We start from the raw sequence: 15,252 nt of genomic DNA on the forward strand, positions 1-15,252 counted from the left end.
CCTTTGATTTTCCCGGTTCCTTGTTTATATTAGATACACAACCTTGAAGAAGAAAAGAGAGGAATTTCGTTATGCCTGAGAACTTAACGACCGGGGAAACAGCTTACGGGCAACGCCGATTATCGCTGCGAGCCGACTGCGACAATTGCTTTGGCTTGTGTTGTGCCGCCTTGCCCTTCGCCGCATCGGTGGACTTCGCTGCGGATAAGGTGGCAGGACAGCCTTGCGGACATTTGCGGGAGGATTTTCGCTGCGGGATTCATGGCAGACTGCGGGAGCAGGGCTATCGAGGCTGTACAGTCTATGACTGCTTTGGCGCAGGGCAACAGGTCTCACAGGTGACTTTCGCTGGGGTGAGTTGGCGTCAAGCGGCGGGATCTGCTAAGCCGATGTTCGAAGTGTTCCCGGTGATGTGGCAGCTGCACGAATTGCTCTGGTACCTGGACGAAGCGTTAAGTCTATCCCAGGTGAATGATTTGCATGATCAGCTGCGCTTCGCCTATGACGAGACTGAACGGCTCGCTTACGCCGGTGCGGACGATCTGCTCGCCTGTGATCCGGCAGCTCATCGTGCCAAAGTCAACGAGCTGCTGCTGGAGGTGAGCGAGCGCGTCCGTTCCGAAGCGCTCCGACAGGCCAAGTCGTCACCTGGACGCCGCAGAAACTTTGGACGCGGCGCTGACTTGATCGGCGCGAAGCTTCGGGGGGCCGACTTACGTGGTGCCCTCCTGCGAGGCGCCTATCTGATCGCCGCCGATTTGCGGGGAACGGACCTCTGCGGTGCCGACTTGATCGGTGCAGATCTGCGGGATGCCGATTTAAGAGGTGCCAATCTGTCTCAGAGCTTCTTCCTTACCCAAGCTCAAATCAACGCGGCTAAAGGGGACTCGGCTACGAAGCTACCGCCTCTCCTCCAACGGCCCTCCCATTGGGAGGGGGCTCCGGGGAGGATTGAAGCGGGATGAACGATTATCAGGAAAGAGTTAACCAGGTCTGCGCACACATCGATGCGCACTTGGATCAGAAGCTCAGTCTGGATCAATTGGCCGAAGTCTCCCATTTTTCCAAATATCATTTCTCGAGGATATTTGCTTCAGTTACAGGGCGTACGCCGTTTGCGTATATCGCTCAGCAGCGATTAGTCCAAGCTGCCACTTATCTGCGGGAATCTCCCCTCCCTGTGCTGGAGATTTCCCTGCGATGCGGATTTGAGTCGGCCTCAAACTTCAATGCGGCTTTTAAGAAGTACTACGGCCAAACACCAACCGAGATGCGCGAACAAGCACGGCAGGATCGCAATATTTCGCAATCGTTCCGCAATCCCGATGAAGTCGCCGCAGCGCCAATCCGATATGATCAAACTGTAAAACACAGTTTATTGAGGAGGGTTTGGCAAATGCAAGCAACCATTGAAGAGCTTCCCTTGATGGAAGTAGCGTACGTAAGGCATGTGGGCAGTTATCTGGAAACCTATCGGGCTTGGGCGAAATTAGGCATGTGGGCCGCGGAACATCGTCTGTTTCCGCCGGGGCAATCTTATATCGGCATTTCACTGGACGATCCCGCAGTGACTGAGGAAGAGGAATGCCGGTACGATGCCTGTGTGACCGTTCCAGAAGGGTTAAGCCAAACGGATACGCCGCCGGAGATTCAGTTCCAGACGCTGCCGGGAGGACTTTATGCCAAGTTTTATTTCTTTGATACAACGGATAAGCTTGCGCTTCTGTACCAGAGCATTTTCGGTAACTGGCTGCCGGACAGCGAATATGACCCGGACGACCGGTACTGCCTAGAGTTCAGCATGAACGATCCGGCTCAGGATCCCGAAGGCAAGGCCAAGGTGGACTTATACATTCCGATCAAAACAAGGGCGTGAAAGGAGAGGTTTATTTGAATCCGATCAGCAATCAAATCGGGGCGGTGTTTCTTCCGGTCAGCGACATTGAACAGGCCCGGGACTGGTATTGCGGCTTACTAGGGCTGCCGGTCGACGGAGAAGTTCTGCACGGCCATTTATACGTGCTGCCGATGCAGGGAGCTGGCTTGGTGCTGGACAGCAAAATCTATGCCAAAGACAAGACGTTTCGCGTTCCTGCGTTTCATTTCAACACCCATGACATTACGGAAGCTTACGCTTATATGAAGGAGCGGAACGTGGAATTGGTTACGGGGATCGAGCATAATCATTGGTTTAATTTCAAGGATCCCGACGGAAATCTGCTGATGGTCTGCCAGTGCTAGGCGATGCTTTACGATAACTTAGAACGCAACAGGAGGAGCTCCATTGACTTATACGCATATTTTATTCGACGCGGACGATACGTTATACGATTATCCGAAGGCGGAGAGCCATGCCTTAACCCGGACGCTTACGGAGGCAGACATTGCTTGCACCGATGAGGTGATGGAAGCCTATCAAGCGATTAATCAGAAGCTATGGCGCGACCTTGAACAAGGGCTTGTTACGCAAGCTGCGCTTCGGACGGAGCGGTTTGCTCGGCTGGTGCAGGAGCTGGGTCTGACTCCCCGTTTCGAGGTGGCAGAGATCAGCGAGCGTTATCTGGAGTTGCTCGGAGAAGGTATATATCTAATCGACGGCGCTTACGACATCTGTCGTGGTTTGAACGAAGCCGGTGTTCACCTGGCCATCATCACCAACGGGATTAAGAAGGTGCAGACAAACCGGATCGCCGGTTCGGAATTGTCGGGGATGTTTGAGGCAATCATTGTGTCCGAGGATACGGGATATCAGAAGCCGCATCCGGGTATTTTCGATTATGCTTTTGAGCAACTGGGGCTTCGGCAGGCGGACAAAAGCCGAGTGTTGATCGTTGGAGATTCGCTGACTTCTGACATGAGGGGCGGCCAAAACTACGGCATCGACACCTGCTGGTTTAACCCGTTCCATCGCCCGAATACGCTGGGCCTGAAGCCGACTTACGAGATTCGCAGCCTGGCGGAACTCATAATGCTGGCCGGAGTCGACCACTGACGGGTAGCTCTTGCCCGCCGGGGCATTGAAGCTCTGGATATTTATCTCCGTGACCAAAGAGGACGGTAACTCGCGAAACCAAGGAGGGCTCTACATGGACGTTCGAATCGCAACCATTTTACCGTCTCAGAAGGCGCTGTTCTTTAATTTGTTTAATTTGTATTTGCATGATTTGTCGGCTTTCACCGGCGAGGAACCGGGTGATGACGGGAGATTCGACCTAGCGAACACGTACCTCTATTTGGAGCGGGAGGAACTGCATCCTTATTTTATTTATTGTTCGGGGAAGGTGGCTGGTTTCCTACTGGTTTGCGCACCGCCTTTTGTACCTGAAGAGATCGATTTTACGGTACAGGAGATGTTTATTCTACATAAATATCGCGGGCAGAAAACGGCAGAGAAGGCCGTATCCGAAATCCTGCGGCGCTTGTCGGGCCGCATTCGGGTGGAACAGTTGCAGAATAACGCCATTGCCGTTGCTTTCTGGAAGAAGATTTACCGGCAGCACGGAATCACATTCGTCGAGTCGATCGAAAGCGTGGAAATCGAGGGGCTGCCTGGTTTCCACGAGGTTCTGGCCCAAACCTTTTCGTTATAAGAGAACAAGAACCATCCGAACGGTCCGAAATTAGGTATAATGGAGAGACCAACGCATGACCCGGCCCCAGGAAAAGATGATCGGCGGCCGGGCATTTTTTTATCTAGGGGGAGAGGTATGGCACATCTTTATCACGCGGACCGCGTTACGTACCATCTGAAGCAATCACCGATTCCGGAGTTTGCTTGGCACACCAGCGAACGCTTGGCGGAGCTGTCCGGCTCCAAACACTTGACGTTCGATATCCGCTCGTTGGATCCGGGGAAATACTCTTATCCGTATCATTTTCACCGCAATGCCGAGGAACTCTTCGTTATTCTGGAGGGAAGCGCGTTGCTCCGTACGCCGGAAGGGAAACAGGAATTACAAACCGGGGATGTCGTCTTCTTCGAGACGGGCCCTTCAGGAGCACACCAGCTGCTTAATCATACGGAAAAGCCGTGCAAGTATCTGGATATTCGCACGAATGTGGGGCTGGATGTCTGCGAATATCCGGACTCGGGGAAAATTAATATTTTGCCTTATCAGGAAATTTACGATAGCGCTGACCAAGTGGACTATTTCAAGGGCGAGGATCAGGTTGCAGATAAATGGGCGGCCAAGGAGCGCGGGATAGAGAATGAATAACAGTCCATCGCAACTTCGCTTTTATGCTAAGGAGGAGGATTTTGAAACGCTTCAAGGGTTTGAGCTCCTCTCCGAGCAAGTCGAATTTACTGCGCTGCCTGGCGAGGCTTTGGAAGTGGCTGCCCAGGATCCAAACCGATATCCGGTGGTCATCCAATCGGCGGAAGGGGAGACGGTCGGATTCTTCGTGTTGCACCTGAATGGGGGTTCGGATTTGTTGGTCGATAACCCGCGGGCCATCCTCTTACGGGCCTTATCGGTTGACTTCCGGCAACAGGGTAAAGGGTATGCCAAAGCGGCAATGCTGCAGCTTCCCGCTTTCGTAAGGGAACATTTCCCCGAAGTCGATGAAATCGTGCTTGCCGTAAACGCACGGAATCTTACCGCCCAGCGGCTATACCTCCAAGTCGGGTTTGAAGACCGCGGTTTAACGCGATTAGGTCCGGTGGGATTGCAACATATCTATCATTTCAAGATGGAGAGAACGGGATGACTCTAATTAGAGAGATTCGAGAGGACGACGCCGAGTGCTTCTTGCGCCTTTGTCTGCGATTGGATCAGGAAACGAAATTTATGCTTTATGAACCAGGAGAACGAACCACGACAGTAGAGCTTCAGCGGGATCGGATTCAAGCGATTCTGGCGGATGGACGCTCCACGATCCTAGTAGCGGAGGAGATAGGCGAGCTCGTTGGTTATCTGGCTATCTTCGGCGGGAATGCGAACAAAACGAAACACATCGGTCACATCGTCATAGGTATTATTGAAGCTTATACAGGAAGTGGCTTGGGGACTTCGCTGTTTCATGCGGCCGAAAAGTGGCGCGAAGAGAGCGAGCTCACCAAGTTCGAATTAACGGTGATGGTACCGAATGAACGGGCCGCTGCGCTTTATAAGAAAATGGGTTTTGAAATCGAAGGGGTTAAACGAAATTCCATTCGGATGGATGGGATGTACGTCGACGAGTACTATATGGGGAAAATTTTCTAAGCTTGATCTCTAAGGAGGCGGAGGCCATGATTCAATGTCCTTGGTGCGGAGAGCGGGTCGTTTTGGTCCAAGACGTTTGTCCCGAATGCAGACATGAGGTGCTTCCGGAGCATCTGGAGGGATTGCCCGGCCCGGAACCTGGCGATCCCACCGAACCCCCTCGGGTCATGGATTACTTCAATTTGGAAGAAGTGCTGCAGCGCCGGTTCAAATGTGGCAAGTGTGGGAACCGGGAGGCAACGGTGAAAGAGGTGGCGATGACCGGCACCGGACTGAGTCAACTGATGGACATCCAGCACAACCATTACCTCTTTGTCTCCTGCCTGCATTGCGGTCATGTGGAAATCTATGACCCGGACGTACTTCGAGGACACCCGTCTGGCAAATTCTCGACCATTCTGGATTTATTGTTTGGAGGTTAACGATGAAACGAACGGATGTCGTGTATCTATTGATTACCGATGAGACTAGAACTAAAGTGCTCATGGTGCAGAATGAAAATGAAGCCTGGACGTTGCCGGGAGGCACGGTAGAGCTTGGAGAGACGCTGCAGATGGCGGCGATTCGCGAAGGCAAGGAGGAGACGGGACTGGATGTTAAGGTGTTCGGGATCGTGGCCGTGAACGAATTCGTACATACGGACAAAGATGAACATGTGGTATTACTGACATTCCGGGCGGAAATCGTCAGCGGTGACCTGGAGATTACCCGGCCGGACGAAATTCTGGCTATCGAGTGGGTGGATGTGCAGCATGCCGATGAACGGATGCCCTATTATCCCGAAGGAATTAGTTCTATCGTGACGAAGGGTGTGGAGGTCACGTATTTTGACGAAGGCCGTATCTGAGATTTGAACATCAAAAAGGCCTGCCGAACTCTCGGCAGGCCTTTTCCGATATTGGTTTAGGATTCCAGTGAAGCCGCCTTCCGCCGACTGATGCGTAACTGGATCGCGAGAAACAACAGGGTGATTAGCAGCGGGTACAGCATGGCCCAGCCGGTGAACGGAAACACGACGGCCGTGGCGGCGAAAGAAATCCAGCTAAGGACAACTCCGGTGCGGCTGCCTTTCAGAAGCCGAATCCCCGCGGCGCAGCCGCCCATGTACGTCAGAATAAAGGTCGCGTTCGGAAACTGGATCAGCGTACTTAGGGATACCGTCCCGGTTCCGTAAAGCATCATCACTGCCGCAAAGCAGAACATGAGGAATAAGAGCGAGCCGGTGGGGGTATGAAACCGTGGAGACAACCCCTTCCACCATTTCGGGGCACTGCCTTCGCGAGCCATGGCGTATGCGACCCGAGCGGCAGCTCCGGTATAGGCGATGATCGCGGCCATGCAAATGAACAGCCCCGTAACCCCGGCGACGATACCGCCCCATGAACCCAGCGGCTGACTGATAATCCAGACCATGGAAGACTCTGAGCCGCCCTTCAGGTAGCTTTGCGTGCCAACCGTGGCTAATGCCGACAAAAAGTATAAAGTCCCTACGATAATTGCGGCGGCGGTCACCCCTTTGATTGCCGCCTTTTGCGGATCCTTAAACTCCTCGGACATGTGCGATACCGCCTCCCAGCCGATGAAGCACCAGAACAGCATGGAAGCGGCCTGGCCGACGCTGAGCCAGCCATGCGGCATAAACGGGGTAAAATGAACGCTTTCCATTCGCGGTAATGCCGCCCCGAAAGCGAAGATTAACACGGAGGCGATGGCAATAACTACGGCAATCTGGATTTTGCCGGCGAGCTGCATGCCGACCCAGTTCGTCAGCAGGCCGACGGCCAACATCACTGCGGCAACCGTCAGCTTGGCACCTTCTCCCCAGCCCAGCGCCGCGGATAAGTACCCGGCACCGGTCAAAGCGGCCACAGGTCCACCGATCGGCACTGACATCAGGAAAAACCAGCCGACGAGCGTTCCGGTTTTCTTCCCATAAGCTAAGGTTACGAAGTGAGATACCCCGCCGGCATTTGGATATTTAGCTGAAAGCAGTCCCATCGACAACGCCATCGGCAAAATAAGCAAAGTCATGAATCCCCACGCGAGCAAGGAAGCCGGGCCGGCCGTCTCCGCCGCCAGTCCGGGTACGATCAAGACGCCGGAGCCCAGCACGGCGCCGATGTATAATGCGATAGCCTGCGGCAGGCCAATCCCTTTTTGGAGTTTGGTGCTTGTTTCTTTCATGGAGGTTTCCTGCTTTCATTGTGTTTTTTTCTAGCGTATCAGATAATAGATCCATAGGAAAAACAGAATTATCGAATTTTATCCATTCGAATTTCCGATGGAAGTAGGTGAACTAATGGAGTCCCGTCATTTATTTACGTTTCTGGTTGTGGTCGAGGCTGGCAGCTTTACTCGGGCCGCGCAGCAGCTCGATTATGCGCAGTCCAGCGTTACGGCACAAATTCAGGCATTGGAGGCAGAAATCGGGTTGCCGCTGTTCGACCGGATCGGCAGAAGGATCGTCTTAACCGATGCGGGTCGACGATTGCTCCCCTTCGCCCAAGAGATCTCCAAGATCCACGAGATGGCCAAAAACGCCCTGCGTCCGGAAGCGGATATGGCCGGATCCCTAAAGATCGGTGCACCGGAATCGCTGGCCGCGTTTCGTTTGCCGGAGGTCATCCGTCATTACAGGCAGCGTTATCCTCAAGTGCAGATCGTGCTGAAGCCCGGACAGTGCTGGGAATTAAGGGATCTGGTTCGTTCAGGGGAACTGGATGTGGCTTTTCTACTACAGCCGGAGGTGGAGGATCGGGACTGCACATTGAAACGCTTGTTCATGAGCCGATGGCACTGGTCGCTCCGGCTGACCATCCCTTAAGCCAGGAGCCGGAAGTCGTTCCGGCCCAGTTGAAGGATCAAACGATCCTGCACACCGAAAGCGGCTGTTCCTATCGTACCTTGTTTGAGCACTATTTGAACAGTCATGGCGTTTTCCCCGATCCGAACTTAGAGTTCTGGAGCGTTGAAGCGATCAAACAGTGCGTGATAACCGGCTTAGGCTTGTCCTTCTTGCCCCTGATCACCGTGCGCAGCGAACTTACGGAAGGCAAGCTGGTGAGGCTGAACTGGAACGACGAATCTCAGCGGGTTGCAACCCAGTTAGCCTTACACCGCAAGAAATGGAGATCTCCGGCTTTGGAGCAATTCGTCTCTATGGTACGGGAACAAGCGGAGCGGTGGCGCGAAGAAGCGGCTTTGTAGGCCTTTGCATCGCATTTATGTAACATATTTTCGTTATAATACGCCAATACTCCCTATAGTTACTAAAGCGAATAGGGAGGCGGGCGATGTGAGTAACGGCAAGGCAAGGGAAAAAGGAATCTCCACGTTTCATTTAACGATGCTGGCGCTTGGCACAGTGGTCGGAGGCTCGTTCTTTCTCGGTTCGGGCGTAGCGATTAAAGCGGCGGGTCCCAGCATCTTGTTTTCATATATTCTCGGTGGTTTGCTGGTCTACGTCATCCTCTATGCTCTTTCGGAAATGACGGCAGCCGACCCGGTGCCGGGCTCTTTTCGCACGTATGCCGAACGCAGCTTTGGGCGGGGCGCCGGATTTGTAACTGGCTGGGTATATTGGATCGGCTTGATTCTGGCGATGTCCAGCGAATCGATTGCCGCGTCAACATTTTTGAGGGAGTGGTTCCCGAGATTCCCGGAGGTCGCCATGGGTATGATCATCATTGTGGGGATCACTTTGCTTAATTTGCTCGGGGCCAACTACCTAAGCAAGCTGGAAAGTGGTCTTGCCGCAGTCAAGTTGCTGGCGATCGTCGGGTTCATCGTGATTGGGCTAGCCCTGATCGCAGGCTGGGTACCCGGAACCCCGGCCGCAGGCGTGGGCGAATTGCGGGGAACTGCATGGTTTCCGGGCGGATTCACGGGAATTGCCGGCAGCATGCTGATTGTGATTTTCACCTACGCTGGATTTGAGGTCATCGGCTTGGCCGCTTCCGAGGTTGAGAATCCCAAGAAAACGATTCCCCGGGCCATCAACATGACCTTGATTAGCTTGGTGGCGTTATATATTGCCGCCATCGCCGTGGTCCTTATGCTGTATCCGACGCAAGGCATGATTGCGGATCAAAGTCCGCTGGTATTGGCCTTAACCCGTTGGGGAATGGGGTGGGCCGGGATGCTGATCAATATCGTGATGATAACGGCAATTTTGTCTACCATGCTGGCCTCCACGTTTGGCCTTGCCCGGATGCTGCGTTCCCTAGCAGCGGAAGGTCATGCCCCCGCTTGGCTGAAAGACCGGCAGGATATCCCCTATAAGGGGATCTTGTTCTCTGGAGCCGCCATGCTGTTTGGCTTGGCCATGGGTTACCTGCTTCCTCAGCAGGTTTACCTCTTCCTGGTCAGCTGCGGCGGGTTTTCGCTGCTGTTCTCCTATTTTATGATTCTGGCATCGCACTATCGCTGGCGGCGAACGACGCCTTGCTCTCCCGAAGCCGCCTGCCAGCTTCCGGGATATCCTTACACGTCTTGGGCTGGCCTTATCGGCATGGTCGGGATCATCGCGAGTATGCCGTTTATTTCCGGACAAGGCGCCGGGCTGGTGGTCGGTTTGAGCTTGGTCGCCCTGCTTGCCGGGATCTACTGGGTGAAACAGAGAAGATCCCGTGAACCTGTTCGGACCCTGCCAACGCGGGTCACAACGCCGCTGATGGAAGCGGCGGAGGAGATGACCGGCGGCAGGGGAATCCGGGAGGCTGATGGCGAAGCGCAAAGCCCCACATCTGAGTCGAAAGAATAATGCTGATCTCGCGTGACTTCCTCCAATTTCTAGAGACCTACTCCGAACTTGATCGGGGAAGGTCTTTTTTTATGGATTTCATAGCGACTTCTTCTTCTGTTGCGGATCTCGGCGTAGTAGAATGGGATAAAATGCCGGAAAAGGAGTGGGTCAGGAATGGAAGCGTTGCAGCTTGAGGATTTTACCGGGTATCGTTTCCTGTCGGCCGTGCAGCTTTCACCAAACGAAAGTTACGCCGCCTATGGCGTGAAAATCAGCAATCCAGAGAAGCTGGGGTATCTCTCCGATTTATGGATCACGTCAGTTCGAGACGGGCAAACCCGTCAGTATACGGGAATGGGAGATGTAGGGTCGTTTCGTTGGCTGGATGACGATACTCTGTTCATTCAGGCAGACCGGGAGCATCTGGACAAGGAGCCGCATCCGCTTGAGCCCCAAACCCATTTCTATACCTTGCGCCTGGATGGAGGCGAAGCGCTCAAAGCTTTTACCCTTCCGTTGCGAGTAACGGAAATCTTGCCGCTGAACGACAGCCGATGGGCGGTACGTGCCTCTTACGACAACGCCAATCCGACAATCACGGGACAGACGGAGGAAGACAAGGCCAAAGCTCGGAAGGCTTACGATGAAGAGCAGGATTACACGGTCTTGGACGAAATTCCGTTTTGGCAAAACGGCGCGGGAATCACCAATAAGAAGCGGAATCGAATTTATTTGTATGATGCGGCAAACGGAAGCTTGACGCCGGTAAGCGCTCCGTCTTTTGACGTATCCCTGATGAAAGTGAACGATACTCGAACGCAGCTCATGTACATAGGGGTAGATTATTCTGACAAAATGGAACTGACCGATTCGCTCTGGACTTTGGATCTTGGCACAGCCCAAGCGCGCGAACGGATTCCGGCCGGCACTTATCAGTTCCGTTCGGCAGAGTTTCTAGGGCAAGATATCGTATTCGCCGCTTCGGAGCACAGAAAATATACGATCAACGAAAACCCGACGTTTTCGCGCTTGGACCCGGAAGGGCGGATCGTCCGGTTTGCCGATCCGGACTTCTCCGTGGGCAACACGGTAGGTAGCGACTGCCGCTTGGGCGAAGGACGATGGTTTAAGGCGGAGAAGGACGGCATTTACTGTCTTGTGACCGACCGGGCATGCTCCCGGTTGTGTAAAATCACCTATGATGGACATACCGAGTTTCTCAGCCAAGCCGAAGGCTCTATGGATGTGTTCGCCAAGAGCGGGGAAACAGTTGTGTTCATTGGGATGCGGGAGCAACGGCTGCAAGAGCTCTACCAGCTAGAACTGTCCTCCGGGGAGGAAATTCAACTTACAAATTTCAACGATCAGGTCCTGCATGGAAAATACGTTGCGGTCCCGCAGCCGCTGAGCTTCGTAAACAAGGACAACGTGGAGATCGACGGCTGGGTGCTGCTGCCGAAGGATTATGATGCTAGCCGAACATATCCGGCCATCCTGAACATTCACGGCGGTCCGAAAACCGTATACGGAACGGTATTTTTCCATGAAATGCAGCTGTGGGCCAATGATGGTTATTTTGTGTTATACAGCAATCCGCGAGGAGGAGACGGACGCGGGGACGATTTTGCTGATATCCGGGGGCGCTATGGCACGATCGATTATGAGGATTTGATGGAATTCACGGATCGGGCCTTGGCAGCTTATCCCGCGATCGACTCGCAGCGGCTGGGCGTCACCGGGGGAAGCTACGGCGGGTTTATGACGAACTGGATCATTGGGCATACCGAGCGTTTTGCCGCCGCCGTCTCTCAGCGGTCCATCTCCAATTGGATTTCAATGTGCTGTACCACCGATATCGGCTACTATTTCGCTGTAGATCAAACCGCTTCTACGCCGTGGGACGGGGCGGAGCACATGTGGGAGCAGTCCCCGCTAAAGTATGCGGACCGCGTGCAAACCCCGACCCTGTTTCTTCATTCCGACGAAGATTTCCGCTGCTGGCAGGTGGAGGCACTGCAGATGTTTACCGCTTTGAAAATGCATGGCGTGGCGTCGCGGTTATGTCTGTTCAAAGGCGAAAACCACGAGTTGTCCCGTTCGGGAAAACCGGTGCACCGGATTCGCCGACTGAAGGAAATTTCGGCGTGGTTTCATCTCTATTTACAACCGACGATGTAGCTAGAATTCCTCCTTCGGCTCTTCGGCCGGTTCGAGAGATTGGGCATAGAAGGAACCGGCCGATGGTGGTAAAGTAGACGGAGTATATCTACAGGAAAATCACCCCAGAAGGAGCCCGTTCTCATGGAGTCGTCCGTCCTTATCTTGCTTGGTATCATCGTTATTTTGGCAGCCGGATTCACACAGGGACTAACCAGTTTTGGTTTTGCGCTGATCGCGACGCCGATCCTAGGTCAGATCATTTCGTTGCAGGAAACGGTTCCGATCATCGTCATGTTGAGCCTATGCACGAATGTGATTGTATTCGCTGGCTGCTACAAACACGCCGATATTCGTAAGATCTGGCTCCTGATCCTCTCTAGCTTGTTGGCTGCTCCGCTGGGGACCTATCTTTTGCTCTTTTTAAGCGGGGATGTCCTAAAGCTGGCTACTGGCACCCTCATTATCCTTGTGGCTGCGCTTCAACTGGTGGGCAAATCGTTTCCGGTCAAGCGGGACAAGCTGGCGTACCTGCCGATCGGCGCATTGAGCGGGCTGCTGAATGGAAGCATCTCGATGAGCGGTCCGCCGGTCGCTTTGTTTCTATCCAACCAGGGAGTGGGCAAGGAGACGTTTCGTGCCAATATTTCGGTATACGGGATCTTCCTTAACATCGTGACGATCTTGACCTACCTGTACGGGGGATTGTTGACTCGAGAGACACTTCACTACACAGGCTGGTTCGTCCCGAGCATGCTGATCGGCGTGTTCGTCGGCATTCGTGCGCTGAAGAAGCTGGATGAGCAGCGGTTTAAACGAGTTGCCCTATGGCTGATCATGGTTTCCGGCGTGTGGACGATCATTGGCGTTGTGACAGGGTAAGCCGATGTGGAGAATGAGGGGAAGACTGAGGTTGTTGTGATTGGATCTGTTCGAGAGGGGGGGAGTAGATGGACGACTTAAGTATTTCATCTCTGGTCTGGCTGTTTCTCGTAGCGTTTGTCATCCATGACATGGAGGAGATGATCTGGGTCGGGCCATGGGCGAAGCGAAATCGTCAGAAGGCGGTGGCTGCGGTCCCGGCTCGTATGAGGCGTTCGTTAACGCAGATACTTACCATCAACAGCAGCCAATTCGCCGTGGCCGTTCTGCTGGAATTTATCGTCTTTGTTCCGTTTACGCTGATGGCGGCGGAGCAAGGAAGGTTCTTTATCTTCTTATCCATTAACTCATTGTTCTTCTTGCATGTGTTTACTCATGTGGCCCAGTCGCTCTATTTGAAAATGTACACGCCGGGCGTCGTCACCGCCGTTCTGATTGTACTTCCTTATTCGTTGGTTTTGTTTGACCGTCTGCTTTCGGATAACCTGGTAACCTGGGGCGAGATTCTGCTCAGCGTTCCGGTTGGGTTGCTCGTCGTACCGCTGGTGATGGTCGGCCATGAGCTGGGCAAACGTTGGGTGAAGTCTTAGCGGACAACGACGCTGTGAATTTTGGGACTATCTGTAGGTCTTAAATCACAAACCCGCCATTACGTTCTTTAACCCTTACTGCTGACTTATCCCTAAATCAGAGAAAAATAAAAGCCTTCCGGTCGCGCACTGATGCCGCTGGAAGGCTTTTGAAATGGCTATAAGATCGATTCTTGGCTCAAGGCACTGGTCGGCCTTTGTTCGCGCAGCTGGTTCAGCAAATCTTTCATGCGGGCCGGGATTTCTCGCTTCAGTTCCTCCCAGGTTACCAGCATGTCGGGCGTCCAATCGAACGGCATATAAGTGCCGGCGATGTCAAACCGGAAGCTGCGGAGATGCTTGGCCGCGAGTTCATCGGCATCGGGTAGTGTCTTATACGTACCGCGTAGCATGTCGGGCTCCAGTACGCCGTGTTTTCCCGCATGCTCGCCGGTTGCCAGATGCAAGTTCGGCAGTAGATCGAACAGCTCACGAAGCGGGGAGTAGGCGTGTTTTCCCGGCTGACAATATAAGCTGATGCTTCCATCAGATCCGACGTTCGTTTTACTGGGGGCGATGCCTTTCAAGTACGTCCCGTGGAAGCTGGCCTCGCAATCGACGACAGCCCCTTGCGGCGACAGGAAGATCCACATATGTTCCAGATCGTAGAGATGCGTAATATCGTAGTCCCAATAGACCGCATATTCGATCACGGCGCCAACGCGCTTGTGATCAACCTCCAGCATTCGTTTGAACGAAGGGGATGGCCCGGTTTCCGTAAGCACCGTCACGCCGACCCGGATGGGACGGAACGGCTCATGTTCATCGATGAGCATGCGCGGGATATGATGAAAGGCCAACTCCCGCCAGTTGGCACTGTTGTCCAGCATGTTGATTGCCTCCTCTTATCTCATTTGATCCCATGACAAGCTTAGCACGTGTTTTTCATCCCAGTGTTAACCTCAGAATAAGGTTTTTCCTATATCTATCACCAGTTCTCTAATATAATGTTTGTGAACGAAAATACATACCTATTGGAGTGTGAGGATCTTGCAAGAAATATTCAAGCAAGTACCGTTGTACCGTTTTCTGGCCTATTGTATGGAAACGAACCTTCCAAGACGGATTCTCGATTGCGGGGCTGGCGGGGACATGCCTCCCTTGAGCCTGTTTAGCGCTTACGGCTTTACTACCTATGGCATCGATGCGGATCCGGAGCAATGCCACCGAGCTAATGCGTATGGCCGGCAAAAAGACCAATCCTTGAACATCCGTGAAGGGGATATGCGCAAATTAGACTTTCCAGATCAATCGATGGGGTTTGTGTACTCGTACAATTCGATATTTCATATGCGTAAACAAGAGGTCCTACAATCGCTTGTGGAGTTAAAGCGCGTCTTAATGCCGGGCGGGCTGATGTTCGTTAATTTTCTGACGACAAATGACTTCCGATGCGGGCAAGGTCCCGACGTGGGGAATCATGAACACGAGCAATTTGATGATGACCAACCGGTGATTCATTCCTATTACGAGCCGGGGGAGCCAGATGCTCTCCTGAGCGATATGGAGATTTTGTATAAAGAGGACAGGGTGCTTGAAAGAATTTATGAAGGAGAACGCATCAGACAAGGGTTCGTTGATTACATTGTTAGAAAGAAAGCGATTTCATGATTAGGGGTAGCATTCCCCGTTG

General features: G+C 53.2%; 17 protein-coding genes and 1 pseudogene. 16 read left to right on the forward strand and 2 right to left on the reverse strand.

What is annotated here, in order from left to right; translation table 11 throughout:
- Positions 1 to 71: 71 nt before the first annotated feature.
- The 10 genes from MKZ15_RS09445 to MKZ15_RS09490 all read left to right on the forward strand — a co-directional run bounded on the left by MKZ15_RS09445 (position 72) and on the right by MKZ15_RS09490 (position 6,054).
- Entirely contained in the window at positions 72 to 965 is an 894-nt protein-coding gene (locus MKZ15_RS09445) for a pentapeptide repeat-containing protein (protein WP_339821491.1), read from the forward strand.
- Positions 962 to 1,876 (forward strand): AraC family transcriptional regulator, encoded by a 915-nt coding sequence (locus MKZ15_RS09450; protein WP_339821494.1) that lies wholly within the window; start codon positions 962 to 964, stop codon positions 1,874 to 1,876. Before MKZ15_RS09445 ends, MKZ15_RS09450 begins: the two co-directional genes overlap by 4 nt.
- A gap of 14 nt (positions 1,877 to 1,890) precedes the next feature.
- The gene (locus MKZ15_RS09455) at positions 1,891 to 2,241 is read left to right on the forward strand and encodes a VOC family protein (protein ID WP_339821496.1); all 351 of its coding nucleotides are present in this window, start codon (positions 1,891 to 1,893) and stop codon (positions 2,239 to 2,241) included.
- Between the two features lie 43 nt (positions 2,242 to 2,284).
- Positions 2,285 to 2,992, forward strand: coding sequence for a YjjG family noncanonical pyrimidine nucleotidase (locus tag MKZ15_RS09460; RefSeq protein WP_339821499.1), 708 nt, complete (start codon positions 2,285 to 2,287; stop codon positions 2,990 to 2,992).
- A 94-nt stretch (positions 2,993 to 3,086) separates the two neighbouring features.
- Positions 3,087 to 3,590 carry a GNAT family N-acetyltransferase gene (locus tag MKZ15_RS09465; protein WP_339821502.1) on the forward strand — a complete coding sequence of 168 codons (504 nt, stop codon included), beginning with the start codon at positions 3,087 to 3,089 and terminating at the stop codon, positions 3,588 to 3,590.
- 117 nt (positions 3,591 to 3,707) lie between these two features.
- Positions 3,708 to 4,217, forward strand: a complete 510-nt coding sequence (locus MKZ15_RS09470; RefSeq protein ID WP_213621780.1) for a cupin domain-containing protein — start codon at positions 3,708 to 3,710, stop codon at positions 4,215 to 4,217.
- On the forward strand, positions 4,210 to 4,710 hold the full coding sequence (locus MKZ15_RS09475) for a GNAT family N-acetyltransferase (protein ID WP_339821508.1): 501 nt from the start codon (positions 4,210 to 4,212) through the stop codon (positions 4,708 to 4,710). Before MKZ15_RS09470 ends, MKZ15_RS09475 begins: the two co-directional genes overlap by 8 nt.
- On the forward strand, positions 4,707 to 5,207 hold the full coding sequence (locus tag MKZ15_RS09480; protein ID WP_339821511.1) for a GNAT family protein: 501 nt from the start codon (positions 4,707 to 4,709) through the stop codon (positions 5,205 to 5,207). Before MKZ15_RS09475 ends, MKZ15_RS09480 begins: the two co-directional genes overlap by 4 nt.
- 26 nt (positions 5,208 to 5,233) lie before the next feature.
- Positions 5,234 to 5,629 carry a zinc ribbon domain-containing protein gene (locus MKZ15_RS09485; protein WP_193415140.1) on the forward strand — a complete coding sequence of 132 codons (396 nt, stop codon included), beginning with the start codon at positions 5,234 to 5,236 and terminating at the stop codon, positions 5,627 to 5,629.
- A 2-nt stretch (positions 5,630 to 5,631) separates the two neighbouring features.
- On the forward strand, positions 5,632 to 6,054 hold the full coding sequence (locus tag MKZ15_RS09490) for an NUDIX hydrolase (RefSeq protein ID WP_339821515.1): 423 nt from the start codon (positions 5,632 to 5,634) through the stop codon (positions 6,052 to 6,054).
- 56 nt (positions 6,055 to 6,110) lie between these two features.
- Here the strand turns inward: MKZ15_RS09490 and MKZ15_RS09495 are convergent, their stop codons facing one another.
- On the reverse strand, positions 6,111 to 7,391 hold the full coding sequence (locus MKZ15_RS09495; RefSeq protein WP_213621777.1) for an amino acid permease: 1,281 nt from the start codon (positions 7,389 to 7,391) through the stop codon (positions 6,111 to 6,113).
- Positions 7,392 to 7,506: 115 nt separating this feature from the next.
- On the opposite strand from MKZ15_RS09495, the pseudogene MKZ15_RS09500 reads away from it, so the two are divergent.
- From MKZ15_RS09500 to MKZ15_RS09520, 5 genes and pseudogenes are all read left to right on the forward strand, one after another.
- Positions 7,507 to 8,414 (forward strand): annotated as a pseudogene (locus MKZ15_RS09500) (LysR family transcriptional regulator).
- A gap of 88 nt (positions 8,415 to 8,502) precedes the next feature.
- Positions 8,503 to 9,969, forward strand: a complete 1,467-nt coding sequence (locus MKZ15_RS09505) for an amino acid permease (protein ID WP_213621775.1) — start codon at positions 8,503 to 8,505, stop codon at positions 9,967 to 9,969.
- A gap of 156 nt (positions 9,970 to 10,125) precedes the next feature.
- The gene (locus MKZ15_RS09510) at positions 10,126 to 12,129 is read left to right on the forward strand and encodes a S9 family peptidase (RefSeq protein WP_339821520.1); all 2,004 of its coding nucleotides are present in this window, start codon (positions 10,126 to 10,128) and stop codon (positions 12,127 to 12,129) included.
- 123 nt (positions 12,130 to 12,252) lie between these two features.
- Positions 12,253 to 12,990, forward strand: coding sequence for a sulfite exporter TauE/SafE family protein (locus MKZ15_RS09515; RefSeq protein WP_155605222.1), 738 nt, complete (start codon positions 12,253 to 12,255; stop codon positions 12,988 to 12,990).
- Between the two features lie 68 nt (positions 12,991 to 13,058).
- The gene (locus tag MKZ15_RS09520; RefSeq protein ID WP_339821525.1) at positions 13,059 to 13,580 is read left to right on the forward strand and encodes an HXXEE domain-containing protein; all 522 of its coding nucleotides are present in this window, start codon (positions 13,059 to 13,061) and stop codon (positions 13,578 to 13,580) included.
- A 158-nt stretch (positions 13,581 to 13,738) separates the two neighbouring features.
- Here the strand turns inward: MKZ15_RS09520 and MKZ15_RS09525 are convergent, their stop codons facing one another.
- Positions 13,739 to 14,449: a hypothetical protein gene (locus tag MKZ15_RS09525; protein WP_339821528.1), complete on the reverse strand. Its 711-nt coding sequence runs from the start codon at positions 14,447 to 14,449 to the stop codon at positions 13,739 to 13,741.
- Positions 14,450 to 14,609: 160 nt separating this feature from the next.
- Between MKZ15_RS09525 and MKZ15_RS09530 the strand changes: the two genes are divergently transcribed.
- Positions 14,610 to 15,230, forward strand: coding sequence for a class I SAM-dependent methyltransferase (locus MKZ15_RS09530; RefSeq protein ID WP_155605225.1), 621 nt, complete (start codon positions 14,610 to 14,612; stop codon positions 15,228 to 15,230).
- The last annotated feature ends 22 nt before the right edge of the window (positions 15,231 to 15,252 follow it).

The organism is Paenibacillus sp. FSL R7-0216 (genome assembly GCF_037969915.1).
Taxonomy (GTDB): domain Bacteria; phylum Bacillota; class Bacilli; order Paenibacillales; family Paenibacillaceae; genus Fontibacillus; species Fontibacillus rhizolycopersici.